This is a genomic window from Stappia sp. (assembly GCF_048261845.1).
In the GTDB taxonomy this organism is placed as follows: Bacteria; Pseudomonadota; Alphaproteobacteria; order Rhizobiales; family Stappiaceae; genus Stappia.
In genome coordinates, this window is sequence record NZ_JBLXFR010000037.1 from 1 (window position 1) to 23,428 (window position 23,428).

Here is a 23,428-nt window from a genome sequence, read left to right on the forward strand (position 1 = left end):
CCCGGCTCCGCGCAGCCAGGCCAGTCGGCGGTCGACGGCGGTGCGGTGGAAGAGGCGGAAGGTCATCGCCCCGCCGAGGATCGTCGTGCCCTCGGCGGCAATGCCCTCGACCAGCGCCCGCGAGACCGAGGCGACGCCGGAAATCGCGGCGACACCGAGCGCGATGCACGCGATGAAGATGTAGAAGCCCTTCAGCCCGCCGCGCATCTCGCGCAGGGCGAAGCGCAGGGCAAGGGCGAGCGGGGGTCGCGGGTGGCGGGCCGCGGGCACCGGGTGGACACCGTGCATGGTCACGCCTCCCCGAGAGCGGGGGCGGTTTCCAGCGTTTCGTTCAGGCCGGAGCGGACGCGGATCGTTTCGTCGCAGCGCCGCGCCAGGGCCGCATCATGGGTGATCATGACCAGCGTCATGCCCCGTTCGCGGGTGGCGGAGAACATCAGCTCGACGATCTGCGCGCCGGTTGTCTCGTCGAGATTGCCGGTCGGCTCGTCGGCAAGCAGCACCGGCGGTTTGGTGACCAGCGCCCGGGCGATGGCGACGCGCTGTTGCTCGCCGCCCGACATCTGCGCCGGGTAGTGGTCGACGCGGTCGGCCAGCCCGACGGCGGCAAGCTCCGCTCGCGCCGCCTCGAAGGCGCCCTTCGCGCCGGCAAGCTCCAGCGGCACCGCGACGTTTTCCAGCGCGGTCATGTTCGGGATCAGGTGGAAGGACTGGAAGACGATGCCGATGGAGCGGCCGCGAAAGCGGGCGAGCTCGTCCTCCGACATGCCGGTCAGCTCGGCGCCGCCGACCGTGACGCTGCCCTTGTCGGCGCGCTCCAGTCCGGCCATGACCATCAGCAGCGTCGACTTGCCGGACCCCGACGGGCCGACGATGCCGACGGTACGACCGGCGGAGATGCCAAGGTCGACGCCCTTCAGGATGTGTACGCGTCCCGCGTCGCGGCCGAGACTGAGATGGACGCCCGAAAGGGAAATCAGGGGCGCCAAGGCTGTTCGGTCGGTCATGCGGGGCCTATATGGTCGGAACGATGTCGGTGAAAATCGGGCATTTCGCAGCCTTGCAGGCCAAGGGCGATATGGGAAGGCATAGAGACCGCGTCCAGAGGATCAGCCGTGGTGATACGTTTGGTTACAGTTTTTCTCGCTCTCGCGGCGGCGGCATCGATCGTGCCGGCGCCGGTCGTGGCGGCGGAGCCGCTGCGCATCGTGGCGCTGGGCGACAGTTTGAGCGCCGGCTACCAGTTGCCGGCCGAGGCCGCCTTTCCCGTGCAGCTCGAGGCGGCATTGAGGGCGCGCGGACACGAGGTCGAGGTCGTCAACGCTGGGGTTTCGGGCGATACCACGTCGGGCGGTCTTGCCCGTCTCGACTGGTCGGTCGGCGAGGACGCGGACGCGGTGATCGTCGAACTGGGCGCCAATGACGCGCTGCGCGGGCTGCCGGTCGCCTCGGCGCGCAGCAACCTGGAGGCGATCGTCTCGCGTCTGCGCGCGCGCGGGCTGCCGGTGCTGGTGGCGGGCATGCGCGCGCCGCGCAATCTCGGGCCCGACTATGTCGAGGCCTTCGACGCGATGTTCGGCGAGATCGCCGATGCCCATGACGCGCTGCTCTATCCCTATTTCCTGGAAGGCATCCCGATGTCGGCGGAGACCGTGCTTCCCGACGGCATCCACCCGACCGCCAAGGGGGTCGCCCTCATCGTCGAGGGCATCCTGCCCAGGGTCGAGGAACTGATCGCCCGGGCGCGCGCGGCGAAAGACTGAAACGGCGCCATCTGCCCGTTGTCGCGTCATATCGGCCGCGCCTGTTGACGGGCGCGCCGGTTGCCGCCAAGTTCGCCCACCTCCATATTTCTGACAGTCCAGAACCAGCAAGAAAGATCCGCCATGGAACAGCGCCGTCTCGGACGCACGGACATCTTTGTCTCCAGCCTTTCGCTTGGCACCATGACCTTCGGTGAGCAGAACACCGAGGCCGAGGGACACGCCCAGCTCGACCTCGCGCTCGACCGGGGCATCAATCTCGTCGATGCCGCGGAACTGTATCCGATCCCGCCCAAGGCGGAGACGCAGGGGCGCACCGAAGAGATCATCGGCACCTGGTTGAAGGCGCGCGGCAACCGCGACAAGGTCGTGCTGGCGACAAAGGTTGTCGGCCGCTCCGAGAACACGTGGTTTCGCGATGGCGGCGTCCCGGCGAAGCTGACGCGCGCCCATGTCGAGGAAGCGGTGAACAAGAGCCTGAAGCGGCTCGGCACCGACTATATCGACCTCTACCAGTTGCACTGGCCGGACCGGAACGTCTCGGGTTTCGGCTCCAATCCGACGATGTGGAAGGATCCGGCTCCTTGCGACGACGAGACGCCGATCGAGGAAACGCTTGCCACGCTCGGTGACCTGGTCAAGGCCGGCAAGATCCGCCAGGTGGGCCTGTCCAACGAGAGCGCCTGGGGCACGATGCGGTTTCTCGCCATTGCCGAACGGATGAACCTGCCGCGCGTCGTCTCGATCCAGAACGCCTACAGCCTCGTCAACCGGACCTTCGAGACGGCGCTTGCCGAGATCGCCCACCGGGAGCAGGTCGGCCTGCTCGCCTATTCGGCGCTGGCGCAGGGCTATCTCACCGGCAAGTACCGCAACGGGGCGCTTCCCGCCGGCGCCCGCAAGACGCTGTTCGACCGGTTGCAGCGCTACGAGAAGCCGGGCGCGGAGCCGGCGATCAACGCCTATCTGGACCTTGCGGACGAACTCGGCCTTTCGCCGTCGCAGCTGGCACTCGCCTTCGCGCTGTCGCGTCCGTTCATGACCTCGGTGATCCTCGGGGCGACCTCGCTTGCCCAGCTCGAGCACGATCTCGGCGCGCTTGAGGTGACCATCACGGCGGAGATCGAGGAGCGCATCAACACGCTCTTCCAGCACCACGGAAGCCCCTGCCCGTAACGGGGCCCGGGGGGCGAATCAGTCGGCGAACCGCCGCTGGCCCGACCGGACCGGGGCATGCCTGCCGATGACGGCAACATGGCGGAACGCGCTGGGAAACCAGCGCGTTTCGTTTTCGCTTGCAGTGCAGCGAAAAAGGCCTCCTGATGCTGGATATCGGCGACAGCGGAGGGTTCAACCATGCCTCGACTGTTCACCGGGCTTGAGATTCCGGCCCAGACCGGACTCACGCTCTCCTTCCTACGCGGCGGCCTGCGCGGTGCCCGCTGGATCGATACCGAGAATTATCACATCACCTTGCGCTTCATCGGGGATATCGACGACCGCATGGCCGACGAGGTGGCGGACGCGCTCGACCGCATCCGCCGGGATCCGTTCGAAGTCCGGCTCAACGGGCTCGGTTCCTTCGGCAACGGGAAGCCGCACGCGGTCTGGGCCAGGGTCGAACCGAACCCGGCGCTGATGGAGCTGCAGGCCGAACAGGAACGCATCCTGCAGAGGCTGCGCCTGCCGGCGGAACGGCGCAAATACATGCCGCACGTGACACTGGCGCGGTGCCGCTCCTCATCCAACCAGGACGTGGCGCGCTGGCTTGCCGAGCGCGGCGACTTCCAGGCCCCGTCCTTCACGGCAGCGCGTTTCGTGCTGCTTTCGTCGCGGGCGAGCATCGGCGGCGGACCCTATCTGGTCGAGGAAGCCTATCCGCTCGGCCGTCTCGGGGGCGGGATGGACTATGCCGACGCCACGCCGCGTCTTGCGGGATTCTACCGCTGAGGCCGTGATGCGCCGGCGACATGTCGCCGGCCGCGGGACACGCACGCAACCCCGCAGCGACGATGGCCGCGCCGGCCGGACAAGGCCGTCTCGCGGCCGGCTTTCCGCCGCATGATGCCTCCACACCAAGTTGCACTGCACAAATTCCGGCTTGCCTTTGGGTCTGGTGCTTGCGATACAGCCGCCAACGACCAACCGAGGAGCCTTATCCATGCGTATCGACGCCGTTCCGATCGGGAAGAACCCGCCTGAAGACATCAATGTGATCGTCGAAGTCTCCGTTGGCGGCGAGCCGATCAAGTACGAGATGGATAAGGACGCGGGGGCGATGTATGTCGACCGCTTCCTCTACACGCCGATGCGCTATCCCGGGAATTACGGGTTCGTGCCGCATACGCTGTGCGGTGACGGCGATCCGGTCGACGTCATTGTCGCGAACCAGCGGCCGATCGTTCCGGGCGCGATCATGAACTGCCGGCCGATCGGCGTGCTGTTCATGGAAGACGAGGCGGGCATGGACGAGAAGCTGATCGCGGTGCCGTCCGCGAAGCTGACGCGTCGCTACGAGAACGTCGCCCATTACGAGGACCTGCCGGATATCACGATCCAGCAGATCAAGCACTTCTTCGAGCATTACAAGGACCTGGAGCCGGGCAAGTGGGTGAAGATCACCGGCTTCGGCGGTCCGGACGAGGCCAAGCGCATCATCCTGGAATCGATCGAGCGGGCCAAGGGCGCAAAGGCCTGAGCCAGCCGCAGGTTTTCGAGTGAATGACGGGGCCGCATCCTGACGAGGGATGCGGCCTTTTCGTTGGCCGGTTGCGAAAGCCGCAGAGGGCGGGGACGTCAGCTGCCTGCCTGCTCGCGCAGGATCCGGGCAACGGCGCCAGGAGCCTCCAGATGCGGCATGTGGCCAACGCCCTCCAGAAGGTGCAGGGCGAAGGCGCCCGGCAGGCCCTCGGTCTGCGAAACGGGCAGGACACGGTCCTGTCGGCCCCAGACGACGCGCACGGGCAGGCCGAGAGCTGCGATCTCCTCGAGCGGCAGGGTCTGTTGCCGGGGACCGTCGAGCAGACTTTCGACGATCTCGACCAGGGTTTCGCAGACGCCCGGGCGGGCGCGCGCCTCCGCCGATTGCCGAATCACGAGGCGCGGCAGCGAGAAGGAAAAGCCGAAAAACTGCTCGAGCAGGGGCTCCAGCGCCTCGGCGTCACGTGCCGCCGCATAGCGGCGCAGGAGCTTGTGGTTGATCTCGGGGCCGAAACCTCCGGGCGCGAGCAGGGTCAGGCTGGCAAGCTGTTCGGGCTGCTTCAGCGCCATGATCGCCGCCGCCGCGCCGCCCATGGAATGACCCACGAGATGCACGCGTTGCAGCTCCAGCGCCTCCAGCGAGGCAGCGACGGCGCGCGCGGCAACACCGGCGCCGCCGATGCGCGGCCAATCGAGTGCACGGCCATGGCCGGGAAGATCGAAGGAAATGACCCGGCGGCTTGCGGCAAGGTCGTCCTGCAGGCGGGCGAAGCCGCGCGCGTCACTACCGAAACCGTGCAGCAGGACGAAGGGCGGGGCATCGCCCGCACCGCTTTCGGTGAAGGGCAGGATCGGGGCAGGGGCGGTCATGTATCGGGCTCCGGGGCTGGTTCCGGTGTAATCTTGCCTTTTCTGGCATGGGCAGGCGCCACAGGCGAGACCGGTTCCGGTCAAAATACCCGCTTCGCGGGCATTGCGCACAGTGTCGTGCGCGTCGGAGGCCGGCCGGCGTGTCGCGGAGTGCCCCGGCTTGACAAGCGCGGTGCCGGCATCGCATGAGATTTAAATCGATTGAAAACGATTGAAATCGGCCGGTTCATCCACCAGCCGCAAGACAGCGACGGAGCGTTTGGAAGTGACTGACATCCTGTGCCTTGGCGAGCCGATGATCGAGTTCAACCAGTCGGCGCCCGGGGGAGCCTATCTGCAGGGCTTTGGCGGGGACACGTCCAATGCGGCCGTGGCTGCCGCCCGGCAGGGGGCGGCGGCCGGCTATGTCGCTGCGACCGGCACGGATGTGTTCGGCGATCTCTTTCATGACCTGTGGGCGCGTGAAGGGGTGAACGATGCCGGTGTGCGACGCATGGCGCATGCGCCGACGGGCATTTATTTCGTCACGCACGGGCCAAAGGGGCATGTCTTTTCCTACCGCCGAAGCGGTTCGGCGGCGAGCCTGATGCGGCCCGACGATCTGCCCGTCGATCTGCTCCGCGAGACCCGTGTGCTGCACGTTTCGGCGATCAGCCAGGCGATCTCGGCAAGCGCATGCGACACGGTCTTCGCGGCGATCGAGATGGTGCGCGAGGCAGGCGGGATGATCTCCTACGACACCAACCTGAGGTTGGCGCTGTGGCCGCTGCCGCGTGCCCGGGCCGTGGTCGAGGCGACCGCCGCGATGGCGGACATCCTGCTGCCCGGCCTCGACGACGCGCAGTTGCTGACCGGACTGGAGACGGCGGAGGAGATCGCCGACCATTATCACGCGCTCGGCGCGAAGCGGGTGGCACTGACGCTGGGCGCCGACGGGGTTCTCTATTCGGGGCCCGAGGGCCGCGAACACATCGCCTCGCACAAGGTGGAGGCCGTCGACGCGACCGGGGCAGGCGATGCCTTTGACGGGGCCTTCCTGGCGGAGTTTCTGAGGAGCGGCGACGGACCGGCCGCGGCGCGTCATGCCAATGCGGCGGCGGCGCTCGCCGTGTGCGGCTACGGGGCTGTTGCGCCGCTGCCACATCGTGATGACGTCCTTGCGTTTCTCGCCAAACAGGAGCGGCGCGGGGCGTGAGCCGCGTGTAAGGTCGCCGCCGGTTGTTGCGGTCGCGATCGGCGACAAGGAGACATCATGCGGATATTTGCGGGAATGGCCGGCATTGCGCTGGCGGGGATGCTGGCTTTGGCGTCGATGGCCGGCGCGGCGCAGGCCCAGACCGAACGCTATTACGATCCGGTCACCCGGAGCTGGCAGACCTACCGGATCACGCCGGAGGCGGCCGGCAAGATCGTGCGCGAGAAATTCAAGCGCACCGAGGTGCGCTACCGCACCGACCGGAAGCCGGGCTCGATCATCGTCGATACGGGCGACCGCTATCTCTATTACGTGCTGCCGGGCGGGCGGGCCCTGCGCTACGGCATCGGCGTCGGTCGGGAAGGGTTCTCCTGGGCCGGCACCGAGAAGGTGACGCGCAAGGCCGAGTGGCCCGGCTGGACGCCGCCGAAGGAAATGATCATCCGCGAGCGCAAGAACGGCCGCAACCTGCCGAGCTACATGCCGGGCGGCCCGAAAAACCCGATGGGAGCGCGGGCGCTCTATCTGGGGCACACGGAATACCGCATCCATGGCACCAACGAGGACTGGTCGATCGGCCGGGCGGTGTCGTCGGGTTGCATCCGCATGCTGAACGAGGATGTCGAGGACCTCTACAACCGGGTCTCGATCGGGGCGCAGGTGACGGTGCTCTGACGACGGACTGACAGGTTCCGTTCACGGGGTCCTGACGGGGCCCCGACGACACGACAAGGGCGCGCGCGGCAACGCGGCGCCCTTTTTACGTTGCCGCCGGTCAGCCGTGCGGTGCGTGCAGTTCCACTTCCTCGTCGAAGCCGGCGAGATGAAAGCGGCCGATGCTGGCAAAACCGCGCGGCACGGCGGCGGCGACCTCGGCCGTGACCAGAAGCGGCCGGCCGAGCTGCTTGGTCATTGCCTCGATGCGGGCGGTGGCGTTGACCGTGCGGCCGATGACGGAAAAGGTCAGCCGGGCGGGCACGCCGATATTGCCGAACATCACCTGGCCGGAGGACAGTGCGATGCCGCAATTGAGCGGATGCGGAGTGACCTGCTGCGCGTCGCGCAGGCGCAGGAGAACGGCATCGGCCGCATTCAGCGCCCGGCATGCGGCCGGGCCGATCCCCTCCGGACCGATCGGGAAGACGGCGAGCACCGCATCGCCGATGAAATCGAGCACTTCGCCCCCGCTCTCCATCACCGCACCGGCGGTGGCTGCGAAATAGGCATTCAGATGGGCCATGTAGGCGTCCGGCTCGAGCCGGTCGGCGAGCGCCGTCGAGCCGCGCAGGTCGGAGTAGAAAATGACCGCGTCGAGCCTTTCGCCATCGCCGTGGCGGATGCGTCCCGACAGAACCTGGCCACCGGCGCGCGCGCCGAGATAGGTCTCGGCCAGGGTGCGGGCGATGCGGGTCTGGATCGTCGCGCGGCAGGCCAGCGCCAGGCGCAGCTGCAGATAGTCGAGGCCGTCGACGGTCTGTTCGGAAAAGCCGTCGGGCTCCCTGGTCGCCCAGGAGACAAGCATGCCGGAATGGCCGAAATCCGTGGCGGTCGGCAGGTCGAACGGGGTGGAGAGGATCAGGTAGTCGGTATAGCCCTCGTCCTTGAGGCTTGCCAGAAGCGGGAACTCGAAGGCGGCATTGCCGCCCGACAGGCGGCGGCGCAGACGGGGTTCGCGCGCCTCGAGAACGGCACGGATGGGGCTTTGCAGCCACTCCTCCGTTTCGTGCTCGTCATGCCCGTACTGGGACAGCTCGACATCCTGGCCCGACCGCCAGAAGGCCGATTCCGCCTCGACCAGCGGATGCAGGGTCGCCCAGGTCAGCATCGCGCGTTCGACCGGCATTCCGGCCGCGACCAGACGCTCGCAGAAGCCGGCGAACATCTCTCCGATGTCAGGCTGGCCGAGCGCCTCGCGGATCAGCCAGTCCTCGATTTCCTCAAGCGCTGCGTTCGTTTTCACACGTTACCTCCGGGCGGGTGCCGGCCGCCGGTCCTGAAAAGCGAAACGGCGGACTTCGAAAAGCCCGCCGCCCGGTCGGTTGTCGTTCCACTGGCCGGTTCGCCGTTCAGGCAAGCGCGCCGTGGCAGTGCTTGTATTTCTTGCCCGAGCCGCAGGGGCAGGCCTCGTTGCGCCCGACCTTGCCCCATGTGGACGGGTTTTCCGGATCGCGCGGGGCACCGGGCGCCGGGGCGCGGGCCAGCGTGTCGAACTCGTTCTCCCCGGTGACCGGATCGAGATGCTGGGCATGCATGGGCGGCAGCTCGTCGTCGCCCGGCAGGCTCGGCGGTTGTTCCTGAACCAGCTCGACGCGCATGAGCTGGGCGGTGGTCGCCTGGCGCAGGTTGGCGAGCATGCTCTCGAACAGGGTGAAGGCCTCGGTCTTGTATTCCTGCAGCGGATCGCGCTGGGCGTAGCCGCGGAAGCCGATCACCGAGCGCAGGTGATCGAGATTGGCGAGATGCTCGCGCCACAGGTGGTCGAGCGTCTGCAGCAGCACGGCCTTCTCGACCTGGCGCATGATGTCGGGCGAGTACTGGCCGACCTTGCGCGCCATGGCCTCGTCGGCGGCCGTCTTCAGCCGCTCGATGACTTCCTCGTCGGCGATGCCTTCCTCGCCGGCCCATTCGACGACGGGCACGTCGAGATTGAGAAGCCGGCGGACCTCCGTCTGGAGCCCCTCGGTGTCCCACTGCTCGGGATAGGCCTTCTCGGGAATGTGGCGGGCGACAAGATCCTCGATCACGTCGTGCCGCATGTCGGTGACGGTCTCGGCGACGGCCTCGCCGTCCATCAGGTCGATGCGCTGGTCGAACACGACCTTGCGCTGGTCGTTCATGACGTCGTCGAACTTGAGCAGGTTCTTGCGGATGTCGAAGTTGCGCGCCTCGACCTTCTGCTGCGCCTTGGCCAGCGCCCGGTTGATCCAGGGATGGACGATCGCCTCGCCCTCCTTGAGGCCGAGCTTCTGCAGCATGCCGTCCATGCGGTCGGAGCCGAAGATGCGCATCAGGTCGTCCTGCAGGGACAGGAAGAACTTTGAATGGCCGGGATCGCCCTGGCGGCCCGAACGGCCGCGCAGCTGGTTGTCGATGCGCCGGCTCTCGTGACGCTCGGTGCCGATCACGTAGAGACCGCCGGCGGCGAGCGCCAGTTGCTTGCGTTCCTCGACCTCGGCGCGGATCGCCGCCTCGCGGGCGCTGCGCTCCTCGCCCTCGGGCATGTCGGCGAGTTCGTGGTCGATGCGCATGTCGGCATTGCCGCCGAGCTGGATGTCGGTGCCGCGGCCGGCCATGTTGGTGGCGATGGTGACGGCGCCAGGCAGGCCGGCCTGCGAGATGATCGAGGCTTCCTGCTCGTGGTAGCGGGCGTTGAGGACCGCGAAGATCTTTTCCTTCTTCGACCCCTTGGCGGAGAAAAGCGGCATGAAGGCATCGGGATCGGACACGTCGACCTGCCGGTAGCCGGCCTTCTTCAGGCTGGCGGCAAGCAGTTCTGATTTCTCGATCGAGGTGGTGCCGACCAGAACCGGCTGGCCGCGCTCGAAACAGTCGCCGATCAGCTCGATGATGGCGTTGTATTTCTCCTCGACCGTCCGGTAGACCTCGTCGTCGTCATCGACACGGCGCACGGCGACATTGGTCGGGATCTCGACAACGTCGAGGCCGTAGATGTTGCCGAACTCCTCGGCCTCGGTCTGGGCTGTGCCGGTCATGCCGGCGAGCTTCGAATAGAGGCGGAAATAGTTCTGGAAGGTGATCGAGGCGAGCGTCTGGTTCTCGGGCTGGATCGCGACCTTCTCCTTGGCCTCGAGCGCCTGGTGGAGACCTTCCGAATAGCGCCGGCCCGGCATCATGCGGCCGGTGAACTCGTCGATGATGACGACTTCCCGGTTGCGGACGATGTAGTCCTTGTCGCGCTGGAACAGCTTGTGGGCCTTCAGCGCCTGCTGCAGGTGATGGACGACCGCGACGTTTTCCACGTCATAGAGATTGTCGCCCTTGAGCAGCCCGGCCTCGCGCAGCAGGGTCTCCAGCTTCTCGTTGCCGGCCTCGGTGAAGGTCGCCGAGCGCTGCTTCTCGTCGAGCTCGTAATCCTCGTCGGAAAGGGCCGGAATAAAGGCGTCGACGGTGTTGTAGAACTCGCTGCGGTCCTCCAGCGGGCCGGAGATGATCAGCGGGGTCCGCGCCTCGTCGACGAGAATGGAGTCCACCTCGTCGACAATCGCGAAATTGTGCCCGCGCTGGACCATCGAGTCGCGCTCGTATTTCATGTTGTCGCGCAGGTAGTCGAAACCGAACTCGTTGTTGGTGCCGTAGGTCACGTCGGCGGCGTAGGCGGCCTTGCGCTCCTCGTCGGTGAGCCCGTGGACGATGACGCCGACCGTGAGGCCGAGGAAGCGGTAGATGCGGCCCATCCATTCGGCGTCGCGCGAGGCCAGGTAGTCGTTGACCGTGACCACATGCACGCCCTTGCCGGTGAGCGCGTTGAGATAGACGGGCAGGGTGGCGACCAGCGTCTTGCCCTCGCCGGTGCGCATCTCGGAGATCTGTCCGGCGTTGAGCACCATGCCGCCGATCAGCTGGACGTCATAGTGACGCTGACCGAGCACGCGGCGGGCCGCCTCGCGGACCGTGGCAAAGGCCGGTTCCAGCAGGCTGTCGAGCTTGGCACCGTCGGCAAGCTGCTTGCGGAACGTGTCGGTGCGGGCGCGCAACTCCGCGTCGCTCAGGGCGCGAAGCTCGTCCTCAAGCGCGTTGATGGCCACAACCCGACCCCGCAACTGCTTGATGAGGCGGTCGTTGGCGGAACCGAAGAGCTTTTTGGCGAGTGCGCCGAGGCCGGCCATGTGGCGGTCCTTATTCTTGATACAGGTCGCGCCTGCGCTTGGCCGCTGGCAGCAACCCGGGGATCGGATTGACGGTACAGACATGCGCGAGCCTCAGAACCGCCGCATTGGGGCGCGAGACGAACGCATGCTCGACTGGGGTTGTCCGGCCTTTCAAGGAGGACGTTCGACAGATAAGAGGGGGTCCGGAGGTTGTCAACGCCGCGCGATTGGCACACATCCCGGCTGCCGCCCCGTTATCGGGCCTGTTGCCGCAAGTGAGGACGGAGCAGCGGACGCGGGCGAGACGACCCGCCAGTGGCAAACACGAGATCACAAGGAAAGAGCATGACACGCAATTTTGCCGCGACGGTGCGTCGCGCAGCATTCGCCGCGACGATCGCCGGCAGCCTCGCCGGGACAGGCGCGCTTGCCCAGGAGCAGGCAACGGATCCGGGTGAGGTCGTTGCCAGGGTCGGCGAGAGCACGGTGACGGAGGCGGACATTGCTTTCGCCTCGCAGGACTTTTCCGAACAGCTGTCGCAGGTGCCGCCGACGCAGTGGCGCAAGGTGCTCACCGATGTCGTCGTCGACATGAAGGTGCTGGCCAATGCGGCCGAGGAAGCCGGTATCGCCGACGAAGACGGCTTCAAGCGTCAGGTCGAATTTCTCACCATGCGGGCGCTGCGCAATGCCTATCTTGCCCGGGAGATCGAGGGCAAGGTCAGCGACGAGGCCGTGCAGGCGGCCTATGACAAGGAATTCGCCGACTATGCCGGCGAGGAGGAGCGCAAGGCGAGCCACATCCTGCTGAAGAGCAAGGAAGAGGCGGAGGCCGTGATCGCCGAACTCGACGGCGGCCGCGATTTTGCCGAGCTGGCCAAGGAGAAGTCGACCGGGCCTTCAGGCCCCAATGGCGGGGATCTCGGCTATTTCACCCGCGGCCGCATGGTTCCGGAATTTGAGAAGGCCGCCTTCGAACTGGAGGTCGGCAAGCACACCGCCGAGCCGGTCGAGACCCAGTTCGGCTGGCACGTGATCAAGGTCGAGGACGCCCGCAAGCAGCCGGCCCCGGACATTGCCGACGTGCGCGACCGGCTGCGTCAGCAGCTGCTGCGTGCCCGCTACTCCGAGGTGCTGGAGGAGCTGAAGGCGAAGACGACGATCGAGGTGACGGCAACCGAGACGGAGGGCGAGGCGCCGGCTGCCGGCGATGAGGCATCCGGCGCGGCGCCGAAGGCGGACTGAACCGGCTCTCGCCACTCAGGCCGGCGCGGGCGCTCCGCCGGGGAGCGGCCGCCAGCCATCGACAAACAATCCGACGGCCGCCCTCAGGGCGGCCGTTTCCATGTCCAGCCGGCCGGTCAGGAGCCGGCACCAGGCGAAACTCACCAGCATGTCGATGGCGAGCAGGGGGTCGACATGGGCGCCGACCTCGCCGCGATCGCGCGCGCGGCGCACCATGCGGGCGGAGTGGTCGAGCCGGCCTTCCAGATAGGCGCGCAGGGCGTCGGCGGCGGCCTCGTTGCTCTGGGCCTCGGCAACCACGGACCGGAAGACGGCGCCGGTCGGCGTGTCCCTCCAGTGCCGGAAGAGCGCATCAAGGAAAATGGTCAGATCCTCGACGAGCACGCCGGTGTCGGGCTCCGGCATGCCCTGTTTCTGGCGATGATAGACATCGAGCAGCAAAGCGGTCTTGCTCGGCCACCAGCGATAGACGGTCGGCTTTCCGGCACGGGCGCGGCGGGCGACGGCCTCGATGGAAAATCCGGCATGCCCCTTCTCGGCCAGAATCTCAGCCGCCGCCTGGCGGATGGCATCGGCGCTTTCCGGATTGCGCTTCGCTCCGATCGATTTGCGTGGATGCCGGCATGATGCCGGGTCCTTGCCGTGCATGATATGTCCCTTGCCGTTTTCCGGACCGGCCTGTCTCGCGCGAGGCCCTCCTTCTGGTAGCACGGCGCTTGACGGAACGAAACGAGGCGTTTAGATGGAGTTGAAACGAAACGATCCGTTTCATATGTGACGGTTCAGCGACACCGGGGAGGAGGTCGCCGGATCGGCGGTTGCCTCGGCGGCCGTTTCATTGTCCGCTTCATCGATGCCTGCCGGCCTCGTCCGATTTCCCCAGGAGCCTTCCATGTCCGTTGCAACATCCCCTTCCCCGGCGACCCCGTCCGTCGCTCCCGCTGCCACTCCCGAGGTCAGGCGTGTGTTGTCGCGTCCCCGCTTCTCGCTGCTTGTCTTCGCCGGCGTGTATCCGCTGGTGACCGCATTGCTCTATGTGATCGCGCCGTTGACTGCGGGTTGGGCGCTCTGGCAGCAGACGCTCGTCCTGGTCCCGATCATCGTCGCTACGATGGTCTGGGGGCTCATTCCCTTTCTGTATCGCCGGTTCTCCGGCTTCCTGCATCCGGTGCGAGACGGCGCCGGACGATAGGGCTTGCACCCCGGGCGCCGTTCGGGCAAGGCTCGCGGCAATCTTTTCGTGCCCGCATTTCAAGGGAGTGCCCGATGTCCACGGCCGTCTCGCCGCTCGCCCCGAAGTCCTATCCCGAGTTGCCGCAGGTCGGCGGCGTTCGCTTTGCCACGGCCTCGGCCGGCATCAAGTACAAGGGGCGAACGGACGTGTTTCTGGCGCTCATGGATGAGGGCGCTGAGGTGGCTGGCGTCTTCACGCGGTCGCGCTGCCCGTCGGCGGCTGTCGACTGGTGCCGGGCCAATCTCGCGGGCGGCACGGCCAGGGCGCTGCTGGTCAATTCCGGAAATGCCAATGCCTTCACCGGCCGCAAGGGCCGCGAGGCGACCGAACTTTCGGCGCGCTACGTGTCCGACGCGCTTGGCTGCGCGCCCGGCGAGGTGTTTCTCGCCTCGACCGGGGTGATCGGCGAACCGCTCAAGGCAGAAAAATTCGCCGGTGTGGTCGACGATCTGGCGCGGGATGCGGTCGCCGGTGACTGGCAGGCGGCGGCGAAGGCGATCATGACCACCGACACCTTCCCCAAGGCGGTGTCGCGGAACATCGACCTCGGCGGTACGCCGGTGGTCCTGAACGGAATCGCCAAGGGCGCGGGTATGATCGCGCCCGACATGGCGACGATGCTTTCCTTCCTGTTCACCGATGCCCCGATCGCGGCCCCGGTGCTGCAGGAGCTCCTGTCGGCGACGGTCGGCGACACGTTCAACGCGATCACCATCGATGGCGATACCTCGACCTCCGACACGGTGCTGCTGTTTGCCACCGGCAAGGCCGGCGGGGCGCGCATCGAGAGTGCCGACGACCCGCGCCTTGCGCCGTTCCGCGCGGCCCTTGCGGAGGTGATGCGGGACCTCGCCCACTGGATCGTCAAGGACGGCGAGGGTGCGCGCAAGTTCGTCGGCATCACCGTCACGGGTGCTGAAAGCGATGCCTCGGCGCGGCGGATCGCGTTTTCGATCGCCAATTCGCCGCTGGTCAAGACGGCGATCGCCGGCGAGGACGCCAATTGGGGCCGGATCGTCATGGCGGTGGGCAAGGCCGGCGAGCCGGCCGACCGCGATCGTTTGGCAATCTGGTTCGGCGACGTGCGGGTGGCGGTCGATGGCGAGCGCGATTCGGAGTATTCGGAGGACGCGGCGTCGGCGGTGATGAAGCAGGAAGAAATCGCCATCCGCGTCGATCTCGGCCTGGGGCAGGGGCGCTCGACCGTGTGGACCTGCGACCTGACCAAGGAATATGTGGCCATCAACGGCGACTACCGGTCCTGACGAGCTGGTGGCGGCAATGCCGGCCCGAACCACCGGAGAGCCGGCGGGAAAGCGCGACATGAACCGGATTGACGGGGATCTGGCGGCCGGTCCGGTCGCGGGCATGGATCTGGCGCGGATCAGGGCCATCGAGGATGCCAATCTCAACGGCTTTCCGAGCGACCGGCTTGCCATGGACGGCAGCTGGCTTGCCCGGATATCGCCGGGCAATCCGGCGCGGCGGGTCAATTCGCTGAACGTGATGGATCCGCACGACGATGCCGATGCGCGCGAGCGGCTTGATGCGATGCTTGCCGTCTTCGCCGACAATGACGCCGCCTTCCACCTGCGCCACACGCCGTTGACACCGCCGGCGCTCGTGGCGATCGCCGATGCCGAAGGCTGGACCCGAACGGGCGAGACGGATGTCTGGAGCCGCCCGCTCGCGGAGACCGCCGATGCGGAGGAGCCTGACGAGGCGGCAGGGCCCGCGCGCCTGCGATCCTGCACGCTCGATGATTTCCTGTCGGCCTTCGTCGCCACCGGCGGAACGCGGCCCGAGGCGGTGACGCCGCTGGCCGTGGCGCGGCTCGGCGGCGCGCTCGAGCGGATCGCGGTCCGCCGGGTGACGCTGGTGGCCGAGGACTGCAATGGCCGTCCGCTCGGAGTGGTGCTTTGCGTTGCCGACCGGGACATGCTCGGCATCTACGATCTCGCGGTCGCGCCGGATGTCCGTCGGCAGGGCCTTGGCAACCGGCTGGTGCGTGCCGCGATGGCGCGCGGGGCCGCGCTCGGTTGTCGTCTCGCCTGGCTGCAAGTGACGGCGGAGAACGGTCCGGCCCGCGCTCTCTACCGGCGCCTGGGGTTCCGCGACGGCTATGCCTATCACTACCGACTGCCGCCCGAGAGTCCGCATGGGTCTTGATCTGTCAGCGCATTTCGCCGGCATGGTGAGCAAATCCTTGCCTGGACGTCTCGAAACGGAACGGAGCCTGCCATGAAGCTGCTGCTGGTCGCTGCCTGCGCCCTGCTCGATGCCGACAACCGCGTGCTGATCGCGCAGCGGCCGGAAGGCAAGGCAATGGCGGGTCTGTGGGAGTTTCCCGGCGGCAAGTTCGAGCCGGGCGAGCGGCCGGAGGATGCGCTCATTCGCGAATTGGCAGAAGAGCTCGGCATCACGGTTAAGAAAGAGTGCCTCGCGCCGCTGACTTTCGCGAGCCATGCTTACGAGGAATTTCACTTACTCATGCCACTTTTCGTCTGCCGACGATGGTCGGGCACGGTTGCAGGCCGCGAGGGCCAGGCGATCAAGTGGGTGAGACCGGTCAGGCTGCGGGACTATCCGATGCCGCCGGCCGACGAGCCCCTGATCCCGCATCTGATCGATCTCGCCTGAGAAGGGGGACCGGTCTCTCCGTCCCGGCGTCAAGAGACAGACAGGGGCACGGCTGATGCAGTCACATCTCGAGAGAATGCGCGACCGTGGCGACCAGTTCATCGACCTGGCCGGCACCCTGCGCCGGGATGAAGCCGGCGCGACGATGATCGAGTACGGGATCATCATGGGCCTCGTATCAATCGCCATCATCGCGGCGCTGCTCAGCATTCAAAGCTCGATCGGAGACGACGTTTTTTCCGTCGTCACCAGCGCCCTGTCGAACATCTGACCCGTTGCAACGACGTGACGTTCAGGAGGGACCCTCGCCGGGGTCCTTTTTTTTGTGCTCGATATCGGCCAGCGCCTCGGCAAGGCTGGCGCGCGCGCTGCCGGGCTTGAGCGGTTTCTGCTGGCTTTCGTGGGGCGCCCAGCCGGAGAGCGAGACGATGTCGAACGTGGCGCGAATGCGTCCGTCCGGATCGGCGTGGCGCTCGGCATAGATCTGCGAGGCGCGGGCGATCACGGCGCGCGACAGCGGGCAGCGCGACCGCTCGGCGAGCACGCTGGCCGCCCCCATGGCGCGCAAATCGTCGACCAGCCCGGCCATGCCAGAGTAGCGCACGGTCAGCCGGTCGACATCGGCGACGGGCAGGGCGAAACCGGCCCGCTGCAGCAAGGCGCCGAGCGCACGGGTGTCGGCGAAGGGGACAACGCGCGGCGCGGCACCGCCCGAGATCTCCATCTCGGCGCGCATCAGCGCGTCCTTCAGCTCGAACAGCGTGTCACCGCCGAGAAGCGCGGCAAGGAACAGGCCGTCCGGTTTCAAGGTCCGGCGGATCTGCACGAGGGCGCCGGGCAGGTCGTTGACCAGATGCAGGGACAGCGCCGAGCAAACGAGATCGAGCGAGGCGTCTGCAAAGGGCGGCAGGGCATCGTCGATGACGAGATCGCAGCCGGGTGTCGCCGGGTCGGCGAGGAAAATATCGGCGCGGATCACGCGGCTGACGCGGCCCGAGGCGGTCATTGCGTCGGTGAGGTGGCCGCGATGGCCGCCAAGGTCGACCGCAATCTCCAGATGCCGGCTGACCGCCGCCAGCCGCTCGCCAAGATCGGCGGCCGCATGGGCGAGCAGGAAGTCGATGCCCGGTTCGGCGCCGGCGCGGGCGAGCGCGCGGGTCCTTCGGCGGGCGAACAGCGCCCGGTCGAAAAGATCCGGACGGCTGTTGTCGGATGCGGACATGGCGCGGCGGCTCCCGGTCGTTCCCGGCCCCTGCCGGAATGACGTAGGTAGCGCCCGGGCCGCGGTCAATCAAGTCCGCCGCGGGGGGGCGATCAGCCGGTGACCGGGTCGGAGAAGGGCGATCGCCACGCGGGCAGTTCCATCAGACGGTCGTGCCAGCGCCTGACAGCTGGAAACGCGTCGAGCGGTATTCCCGCCTCGTCGGCATAGGGCAGCGTTGTCGCGACGGCGAAGTCGGCGAGCGTCAGCGTGTCACCGAGGAGGAAGCGACGGTCCGAAAGGTGGCTTTCGAGGACACCGGCATGGCGCCGGACATATCCGAGCGCCTCTTCGACAACCTTCCTGTCCGGCTCTCCGAGGCCGAACCTTCGGCGAATGACATGTTCGAAGAAGAGCTCGCCGGCGAAGCGGGAGAAATGGTTGGAACTCCAGTCGAACCAGCGGATCACCTCGACCTGGGCGTGGTCGCGCGGCCACAGGGGGGACCCTGCCTTGAGTGCCATGTGACACATGATGGCGTTCGATTCCCACAGCCGGAGGTCGCCGTCGACCAGTGCGGGCGCCTTGCCGTTCGGGTTGATGGCGAGGAATTCCGGTGTGCGCTGCTCTCCTTTCATGAGATCGAGGCGATGGAACTCGATGTCGAGCTGCAGATGGCGCGCCACGGCGCAGGTCTTCCACGACATGGTGGTTTCAGCGAAATAGAGCTTCATGGTGTGTCTTCCCTCGTTTGGCGGGTGGACGTGCGGTTGCGAATGAACAGGGTGAGTGCGGTGTCGGCGAGCGCGAGGGTGCCGCACAGGAGGGCCGCCACCTGGAGCGCGTCGCCAAGCCCGATCCGGTAAAGCGCCGTCGTCAGGCTGCCCGGGACCGCGATCCCGAAAGCGCCGCCAAGCTCGCTGCTGGCTTCAGAAAGACCGGCGACAGCGCCCGCCTGGGTTGGCGGCACCGAGCCGACGATGACGTCCGTTGTGAGGGTGAAGACCGGGGCGAGCCCGAGGGAAAAGACGCAATAGCCGACGACAAACGATTGCAGGCCGGCCTCGCCCGCGGCGATGGCGAGAAGACCGAAGCCCGATGCCGTAACGAGAAAGCCGATGGCCATCGCGAGCTATTGGCGCTTGCCCGCCCTTGGTTGCCGGTGCCCGTCGTCCATCGTTTCCTCCCTGGCTTGTCCCGTTCGGGCGGCAGCTTGGTTGCCGCTGCCGGGTATGGTATCAATAAAAAGAACTATCTAGTCCTAAAAAGCAACTAATAACTTTTGAAAGAGGATAATGAAGGGTCGAAGCTATGACGACGGCTGCGCGACGGCGCATGCCCTGGACCTGATCGGCGAGCGCTGGGCACTTCTGGTGGTCCGGGAACTGATGTTCGGGCCGAAGCGGTTCACGGACCTGCGCGAGGAGCTGCGCTCGATCAGCCCGAACGTGCTCACCCAGCGGCTCGACGGCCTCGAGGCCTCGGCTATCCTGCGGCGCCGCAGGCTGCCGCCGCCGGCCGCCTCCTGGATCTATGAGCTGACCGAGTGGGGGCGCGAGCTGGAGGAGCCGATCCTGTCGCTGGGCAGGTGGGCCGCGCGCTCGCCCTTCCTGAAGACGGACCTGCCGATGACCCGGGCCGGTCTGCTTCTCGCCCTGCGCGCCATGTATCGGCCGCGCAGGAACGCCGGTTTCCGGGTCCTGCTTGACATGCCCCGGGGAGGGGCGGTGGTCGCCGGCACGTATGAAAGCCTGAATATCCTTCCGGATGTGCCGGACGCCGGAACGCATGACGCTTCGATCACGGCGTCGCCGGACGTTGTCGACGGCATCGTCTTCGGCGGCAGGACCCTGCTCGAGGCGGTCGCGGCGGGCGACGCACAGGTGGCCGGCAATCCGGGCGTGCTGCAGCGCTTCGTGAAGGCGTTTCCGCTGCCGGAGACGGCCGTGGCAGAGTAAATCCCGTTCGGCGTCAGCCGGTTTCCTCTCAAGGTTGTGTTTTGCGTGTGCTGCAGGTTCAATGTCCTTCGTGCCGCTTGCGGGCAGTTCGACGGGAGCCAGGTGCGACATGGACAGAACCGACAGGCCGGCCACGGAAAATGTGTTGCGGACCTTGTCCGCGGCACCCGGCGCGATTGCCGAAACGGTGACGCGGGGTGCGTCCGGCCTGCTGCGCCTGCTGCTGCCGCCCACCTGCCTTGCCTGCGACCGGCTGGTCGCCAGCGACGGGTCGGTCTGCCCGGCGTGCTGGGCGCGCATGCCCTTCCTGTCGCAACCCTGGTGCCAGCGGCTGGGGGTGCCGTTCGCATTCGAGTTGGGACCGGGCGCCGTGTCGCCGCAGGCGATCGCGCATCCGCCGGTCTTCGACCGCCTCAGGGCCGTTACCGCCTATGACGGACCGGCCCGGGCGCTGGTGGCGCGGCTCAAGTATCATGACCGTCCGTCTCTGGCCCGGGCGATGGGCGGCTGGATGGCGAGGGCGGGAGCGGAATTGCTGGCCTCGTCGGAGCAGGAGGCCGCGCCGGTGCTCGTTCCCGTGCCGTTGCACGGCATGCGCCGATGGAACCGGCGCTACAATCAGGCCGGCCTGCTGGCGCGCTCGGTCGGGAAACGAAGCGGTCTGGAGGTCGCCGCGCATGCTCTCCTGCGCAAACGGGCGACGAAGCAGCAAGTGGGGCTGGATGCGGCGGCGCGCGCGCGCAATGTGCGCGGGGTTTTCGCGGTGACGGACGAGGGCGAGATGCGCCTGTCCGGCCGGCGAGCGGTGCTCATCGATGACGTCTATACGACCGGCGCGACCGCGCAGGCGGCTGCGCGCAGCCTGCTGCGGGCCGGGGCCCTGTCGGTGGACGTGCTTGTTTTCGCCCATGCGGGCGCCGATACGCCACTCGGCTGACGCACTGCCGGCATCGCAGATATGGGCGTTCGGGGGGAGGCAAGGACTTGCGGCCGGCCGGCAAAGCTCAATATATGCTTGTCACACAGGAGCGGGGCCGGACGGCCTCGTGGCCAACGCGGGAACGGGGTGCGATGTCGGTCGAGATCTATACACGTCAGATGTGCGGTTATTGCGCAATGGCGAAGAAGCTCTTGCAGCAAAAGGACGTGTCGTTTCGGGAAATGGACGCAACCTTCGATCCGGGGCTGCGCAAGGAGATGATCCAGCGCGCCAGCACCGGGCGAGGTGGTACGACCTTCCCGCAGATATTCATCGGCGAGACCCATGTGGGTGGCTGCGACGAGCTCATGGCGCTGGAACGCTCCGGCAAGCTGGACGCCCTGCTCGCCGCCACGTGAGATACGCTTTCCGGGATTGTCGACAAGAGCAGGAACGAGGGACATGAGCGAGTTTGTCGCCGCGGTCGTCCAGATGCGCAGCGGACGTGATGTCGCCGCGAATATCGCGACGGCGTCGGCCCTGATCCGGCAAGCCGCCGCTGCCGGCGCCACCTATGTGCAGACGCCGGAAATGACCAACCTCTTGGAAAAGAGCCGGGCGGATCTTTTCGCCAAGATCGTGCCGGAGAGCGAGGATGCGGGCGTGACCGCTTTCTCGAGGCTTGCGGCGGAACTCGGGATCGTCCTGCATGTCGGGTCGATGGCGATCCGCACCGGCGAGACAAAGGCGGCGAACCGCGGCTTCCTGTTCGCGCCCGACGGCAGCCTGGCAGCACGCTACGACAAGATCCACATGTTCGACGTGGACCTGCCCAATGGCGAAAGCTGGCGCGAGTCCGCGACCTATGGCGCCGGCGAGGCGGCGGTGGTCGTCGGTCTGCCGCAGGTGCAGCTCGGCATGGGCATCTGTTATGACATCCGCTTTCCGGCCCTGTTTCGCGCCCAGGCGGGCGCGGGTGCCGGAATCCTGACGGCGCCGGCGGCCTTCACACGCCAGACGGGCGAGGCGCACTGGCATGTGCTGCAGCGGGCAAGGGCCATCGAGAACGGTGCCTTCGTGATCTCCGCCGCGCAGGGCGGGCGTCACGAGGACGGTCGGGAGACCTATGGTCACAGCCTGATCGTCGCCCCCTGGGGCGAGGTGCTGGCCGAGATCGATCATGATGCGCCGGGGTTCGCCCTGGCTTCTCTCGACCTGTCCCGGGTGGCCGAGGCGCGCCGCCGCATCCCGGCAATTGCCAATCAACGCGGCTTCTCGGTTCGGCGCGCGGGCGGCAACGCGGAGGCGGCCGAGTGATCCGCTATGCGCTTGGCTGCGGCAACGGGCACGCGTTCGAGGCCTGGTTTCGCGGTTTCGAGGATTTCGAACGTCAGAGGGACGCCGGGCTTGTGGCCTGTCCGACCTGCGGGACGACGCATGTCGACAAGACCTTGATGGCGCCGGCCGTGGCGACCTCGCGCGCCCGTGAGGCGCGTGCCGGACAGCAGCCGGCGGCCACAAGGGGAGATGCCGGCGGGTCCGCAACCGGGCCGGCTATCGCCGAACCAGCGCCGCAGACCCGGTCCCGGAGCGAACCCGTCGCAACGGCGGTGGCGCCGGCGCAGGCGGAGCTGATTGCCAAGCTGCGAGAATTGCGGGCGCAGGTCACGGCGAATGCCGTCGATGTGGGGGAGGCGTTCCCCGAGGAAGCGCGCAAGATCCACTACGGCGAGACAGAAGCGCGTGGCATCTACGGCGCGGCCTCCAGGGAGGAGGTGCGCGAGCTTCTCGACGAAGGCGTGGCGGTCATGCCGCTTCCGGTCCTGCCCGAGGACCGGAACTGACGCGGCCCGCGCCACTCCCGCCAAGCGCGACCAGCATCGCCTGCACATCGCCCTGAGCGGTTTCCGGCAGGCTTTCCGCCATCTCCGCATCGACCGACGCATGTGTCGCCTGCCAGATCGGCAGGGCGGCGAGCAGCGTCTCGTGCCCCTTGCCCGTCAACAGCAGGAGGCGGCTGCGGCGGTCCTTCGGGTCCGGCTCGGTGACGACGAGCCCGCGCCGTTCGAGCGGCTTCAGTGCGGCGGTCAAGGTGGTGCGATCCATCGCCAGAAGACGGGCAACCGGCGCGATCGATGGCGGGTGCGGACGGTTCAAGGACATCAGCAGGGAAAATTGCCCATTGGTGATGCCGACCGGGCGCAGCGCCTCGTCGAAGCGGCGTGCCAACGCCCGCGCCGCGCGCTGGGCATGCAGGCACAGGCAGGTGTCGCGCACATGGATCGTCGTTTCGAACGGAACTTTTTTTGACATGGGATTATTATGTTGATATCAACCTAAAAGTCAACACGCGCAAGGCGTGTGAAACAGGTGTTTCACACTTTTTCAGCCTCGCAGCGAGTGCGGAGACGAAGCATGCCGAAGATGTTTTTCCTGAACCTGCCGGTCGCGGATGTCGCCAGGGCGAGGCGGTTCCACGAGACGATGGGAGCGGTCGCCGACACCCGCTTCTGCGACGAGCGAACCGCAGCGATGGTCTATTCGGATGCGGTCGTCGTGATGCTGCTGGACCGGTCGCGGTTCGCCGATTTCACGACCAAGGAGATCATCGACGCAAAGCGTCAGGTACAGGGACTGTTCTGCTTCTCGGCAGAGAGCCGGGCGGAGGTCGACGAGATGGTCGGCCGGGTTGCGGCGGCCGGCGGACAGGCCGATCCGTCTCCGCTTCAGGAGCACGGGTTCATGTATGGCCGCAGCTACGAGGATCCGGACGGTCACATCTTCGAACTGGTCTGGATGGACCAGGCGGCGCTTGCCGGCATGCAGCCGGCGACCGTGTAAGCGAGTACGCAAGGAAGAGCAGCAAACGGGAGA

The 23,428-nt window shown here is 67.1% G+C and carries 27 protein-coding genes and 1 pseudogene; 18 read left to right on the forward strand and 10 right to left on the reverse strand.

The window, feature by feature from the left end; translation table 11 throughout:
* Positions 1-288 (reverse strand): annotated as a pseudogene (locus tag ACN0T5_RS14635) (ABC transporter permease); the annotation flags it as partial.
* A 2-nt stretch (positions 289-290) separates the two neighbouring features.
* Positions 291-1,007, reverse strand: coding sequence for an ABC transporter ATP-binding protein (locus tag ACN0T5_RS14640; RefSeq protein ID WP_417769345.1), 717 nt, complete (start codon positions 1,005-1,007; stop codon positions 291-293).
* Between the two features lie 108 nt (positions 1,008-1,115).
* Between ACN0T5_RS14640 and ACN0T5_RS14645 the strand changes: the two genes are divergently transcribed.
* The 4 genes from ACN0T5_RS14645 (at position 1,116) to ppa (ending at position 4,461) form a co-directional block, all read left to right on the forward strand.
* Complete coding sequence (locus tag ACN0T5_RS14645; RefSeq protein ID WP_417769346.1) at positions 1,116-1,763, forward strand: arylesterase; 648 nt, start codon at positions 1,116-1,118, stop codon at positions 1,761-1,763.
* Between the two features lie 123 nt (positions 1,764-1,886).
* Positions 1,887-2,939 (forward strand): aldo/keto reductase, encoded by a 1,053-nt coding sequence (locus tag ACN0T5_RS14650; RefSeq protein ID WP_417769347.1) that lies wholly within the window; start codon positions 1,887-1,889, stop codon positions 2,937-2,939.
* A 180-nt stretch (positions 2,940-3,119) separates the two neighbouring features.
* On the forward strand, positions 3,120-3,713 hold the full coding sequence (thpR, locus tag ACN0T5_RS14655; RefSeq protein ID WP_417769348.1) for an RNA 2',3'-cyclic phosphodiesterase: 594 nt from the start codon (positions 3,120-3,122) through the stop codon (positions 3,711-3,713).
* A 211-nt stretch (positions 3,714-3,924) separates the two neighbouring features.
* A complete protein-coding gene (gene ppa / locus ACN0T5_RS14660; protein WP_306030967.1) occupies positions 3,925-4,461 on the forward strand; it encodes an inorganic diphosphatase in 537 nt (178 codons plus the stop codon).
* 98 nt (positions 4,462-4,559) lie between these two features.
* Here the strand turns inward: ppa and ACN0T5_RS14665 are convergent, their stop codons facing one another.
* Positions 4,560-5,333: an alpha/beta fold hydrolase gene (locus ACN0T5_RS14665; RefSeq protein ID WP_417769349.1), complete on the reverse strand. Its 774-nt coding sequence runs from the start codon at positions 5,331-5,333 to the stop codon at positions 4,560-4,562.
* Between the two features lie 265 nt (positions 5,334-5,598).
* On the opposite strand from ACN0T5_RS14665, the gene ACN0T5_RS14670 reads away from it, so the two are divergent.
* Positions 5,599-6,528, forward strand: a complete 930-nt coding sequence (locus ACN0T5_RS14670; protein ID WP_417769350.1) for a sugar kinase — start codon at positions 5,599-5,601, stop codon at positions 6,526-6,528.
* Between the two features lie 57 nt (positions 6,529-6,585).
* Complete coding sequence (locus ACN0T5_RS14675; RefSeq protein WP_417769351.1) at positions 6,586-7,203, forward strand: L,D-transpeptidase; 618 nt, start codon at positions 6,586-6,588, stop codon at positions 7,201-7,203.
* Positions 7,204-7,303: 100 nt separating this feature from the next.
* Here the strand turns inward: ACN0T5_RS14675 and ACN0T5_RS14680 are convergent, their stop codons facing one another.
* Complete coding sequence (locus ACN0T5_RS14680) at positions 7,304-8,488, reverse strand: adenylate/guanylate cyclase domain-containing protein (protein WP_417769352.1); 1,185 nt, start codon at positions 8,486-8,488, stop codon at positions 7,304-7,306.
* A 106-nt stretch (positions 8,489-8,594) separates the two neighbouring features.
* Positions 8,595-11,375, reverse strand: a complete 2,781-nt coding sequence (secA, locus tag ACN0T5_RS14685; protein WP_417769353.1) for a preprotein translocase subunit SecA — start codon at positions 11,373-11,375, stop codon at positions 8,595-8,597.
* Between the two features lie 327 nt (positions 11,376-11,702).
* Between secA and ACN0T5_RS14690 the strand changes: the two genes are divergently transcribed.
* Positions 11,703-12,602, forward strand: coding sequence for a peptidylprolyl isomerase (locus tag ACN0T5_RS14690; RefSeq protein WP_417769354.1), 900 nt, complete (start codon positions 11,703-11,705; stop codon positions 12,600-12,602).
* Between the two features lie 15 nt (positions 12,603-12,617).
* Here ACN0T5_RS14690 and ACN0T5_RS14695 read toward each other — a convergent pair whose 3' ends face one another.
* Positions 12,618-13,250 carry a TetR/AcrR family transcriptional regulator gene (locus tag ACN0T5_RS14695; protein WP_417769355.1) on the reverse strand — a complete coding sequence of 211 codons (633 nt, stop codon included), beginning with the start codon at positions 13,248-13,250 and terminating at the stop codon, positions 12,618-12,620.
* A 244-nt stretch (positions 13,251-13,494) separates the two neighbouring features.
* Here ACN0T5_RS14695 and ACN0T5_RS14700 point away from each other — a divergent pair, with 244 nt between their 5' ends.
* The 5 genes from ACN0T5_RS14700 to ACN0T5_RS14720 all read left to right on the forward strand — a co-directional run bounded on the left by ACN0T5_RS14700 (position 13,495) and on the right by ACN0T5_RS14720 (position 16,747).
* A complete protein-coding gene (locus tag ACN0T5_RS14700) occupies positions 13,495-13,794 on the forward strand; it encodes a hypothetical protein (protein ID WP_417769356.1) in 300 nt (99 codons plus the stop codon).
* A 74-nt stretch (positions 13,795-13,868) separates the two neighbouring features.
* Entirely contained in the window at positions 13,869-15,101 is a 1,233-nt protein-coding gene (gene argJ / locus ACN0T5_RS14705) for a bifunctional glutamate N-acetyltransferase/amino-acid acetyltransferase ArgJ (protein ID WP_417769357.1), read from the forward strand.
* A gap of 58 nt (positions 15,102-15,159) precedes the next feature.
* Positions 15,160-16,005: a GNAT family N-acetyltransferase gene (locus ACN0T5_RS14710; protein ID WP_417769358.1), complete on the forward strand. Its 846-nt coding sequence runs from the start codon at positions 15,160-15,162 to the stop codon at positions 16,003-16,005.
* 72 nt (positions 16,006-16,077) lie between these two features.
* Positions 16,078-16,476 (forward strand): 8-oxo-dGTP diphosphatase MutT, encoded by a 399-nt coding sequence (gene mutT, locus ACN0T5_RS14715; protein ID WP_417769359.1) that lies wholly within the window; start codon positions 16,078-16,080, stop codon positions 16,474-16,476.
* 55 nt (positions 16,477-16,531) lie between these two features.
* Positions 16,532-16,747: a Flp family type IVb pilin gene (locus tag ACN0T5_RS14720; RefSeq protein ID WP_417769360.1), complete on the forward strand. Its 216-nt coding sequence runs from the start codon at positions 16,532-16,534 to the stop codon at positions 16,745-16,747.
* A gap of 21 nt (positions 16,748-16,768) precedes the next feature.
* On the opposite strand, the gene ACN0T5_RS14725 is transcribed toward ACN0T5_RS14720, so the two are convergent.
* The 3 genes from ACN0T5_RS14725 to ACN0T5_RS14735 all read right to left on the reverse strand — a co-directional run bounded on the left by ACN0T5_RS14725 (position 16,769) and on the right by ACN0T5_RS14735 (position 18,803).
* Complete coding sequence (locus ACN0T5_RS14725) at positions 16,769-17,698, reverse strand: class I SAM-dependent methyltransferase (RefSeq protein ID WP_417769361.1); 930 nt, start codon at positions 17,696-17,698, stop codon at positions 16,769-16,771.
* Positions 17,699-17,790: 92 nt separating this feature from the next.
* Positions 17,791-18,411, reverse strand: a complete 621-nt coding sequence (locus tag ACN0T5_RS14730) for a glutathione S-transferase family protein (RefSeq protein ID WP_417769362.1) — start codon at positions 18,409-18,411, stop codon at positions 17,791-17,793.
* Positions 18,408-18,803 (reverse strand): hypothetical protein, encoded by a 396-nt coding sequence (locus tag ACN0T5_RS14735; RefSeq protein ID WP_417769363.1) that lies wholly within the window; start codon positions 18,801-18,803, stop codon positions 18,408-18,410. Before ACN0T5_RS14735 ends, ACN0T5_RS14730 begins: the two co-directional genes overlap by 4 nt.
* A 169-nt stretch (positions 18,804-18,972) precedes the next feature.
* Here ACN0T5_RS14735 and ACN0T5_RS14740 point away from each other — a divergent pair, with 169 nt between their 5' ends.
* The 5 genes from ACN0T5_RS14740 (at position 18,973) to ACN0T5_RS14760 (ending at position 22,398) form a co-directional block, all read left to right on the forward strand.
* Entirely contained in the window at positions 18,973-19,635 is a 663-nt protein-coding gene (locus ACN0T5_RS14740) for a winged helix-turn-helix transcriptional regulator (RefSeq protein ID WP_417769364.1), read from the forward strand.
* 142 nt (positions 19,636-19,777) lie between these two features.
* Positions 19,778-20,572, forward strand: a complete 795-nt coding sequence (locus tag ACN0T5_RS14745; RefSeq protein ID WP_417769380.1) for a ComF family protein — start codon at positions 19,778-19,780, stop codon at positions 20,570-20,572.
* Positions 20,573-20,706: 134 nt separating this feature from the next.
* Positions 20,707-20,973 (forward strand): glutaredoxin 3, encoded by a 267-nt coding sequence (gene grxC, locus ACN0T5_RS14750; protein WP_417769365.1) that lies wholly within the window; start codon positions 20,707-20,709, stop codon positions 20,971-20,973.
* 43 nt (positions 20,974-21,016) lie between these two features.
* Positions 21,017-21,871, forward strand: a complete 855-nt coding sequence (locus ACN0T5_RS14755) for a carbon-nitrogen hydrolase family protein (RefSeq protein WP_417769366.1) — start codon at positions 21,017-21,019, stop codon at positions 21,869-21,871.
* Positions 21,868-22,398, forward strand: a complete 531-nt coding sequence (locus ACN0T5_RS14760) for a DUF1178 family protein (RefSeq protein ID WP_417769367.1) — start codon at positions 21,868-21,870, stop codon at positions 22,396-22,398. The genes ACN0T5_RS14755 and ACN0T5_RS14760 overlap by 4 nt, the downstream gene beginning before the upstream one ends.
* Here the strand turns inward: ACN0T5_RS14760 and ACN0T5_RS14765 are convergent.
* Entirely contained in the window at positions 22,361-22,867 is a 507-nt protein-coding gene (locus ACN0T5_RS14765; RefSeq protein ID WP_417769368.1) for a MarR family winged helix-turn-helix transcriptional regulator, read from the reverse strand. The genes ACN0T5_RS14760 and ACN0T5_RS14765 overlap by 38 nt on opposite strands.
* Before the next feature lie 102 nt (positions 22,868-22,969).
* Here ACN0T5_RS14765 and ACN0T5_RS14770 point away from each other — a divergent pair, with 102 nt between their 5' ends.
* A complete protein-coding gene (locus ACN0T5_RS14770; protein ID WP_417769369.1) occupies positions 22,970-23,395 on the forward strand; it encodes a VOC family protein in 426 nt (141 codons plus the stop codon).
* Positions 23,396-23,428 lie beyond the last annotated feature (33 nt).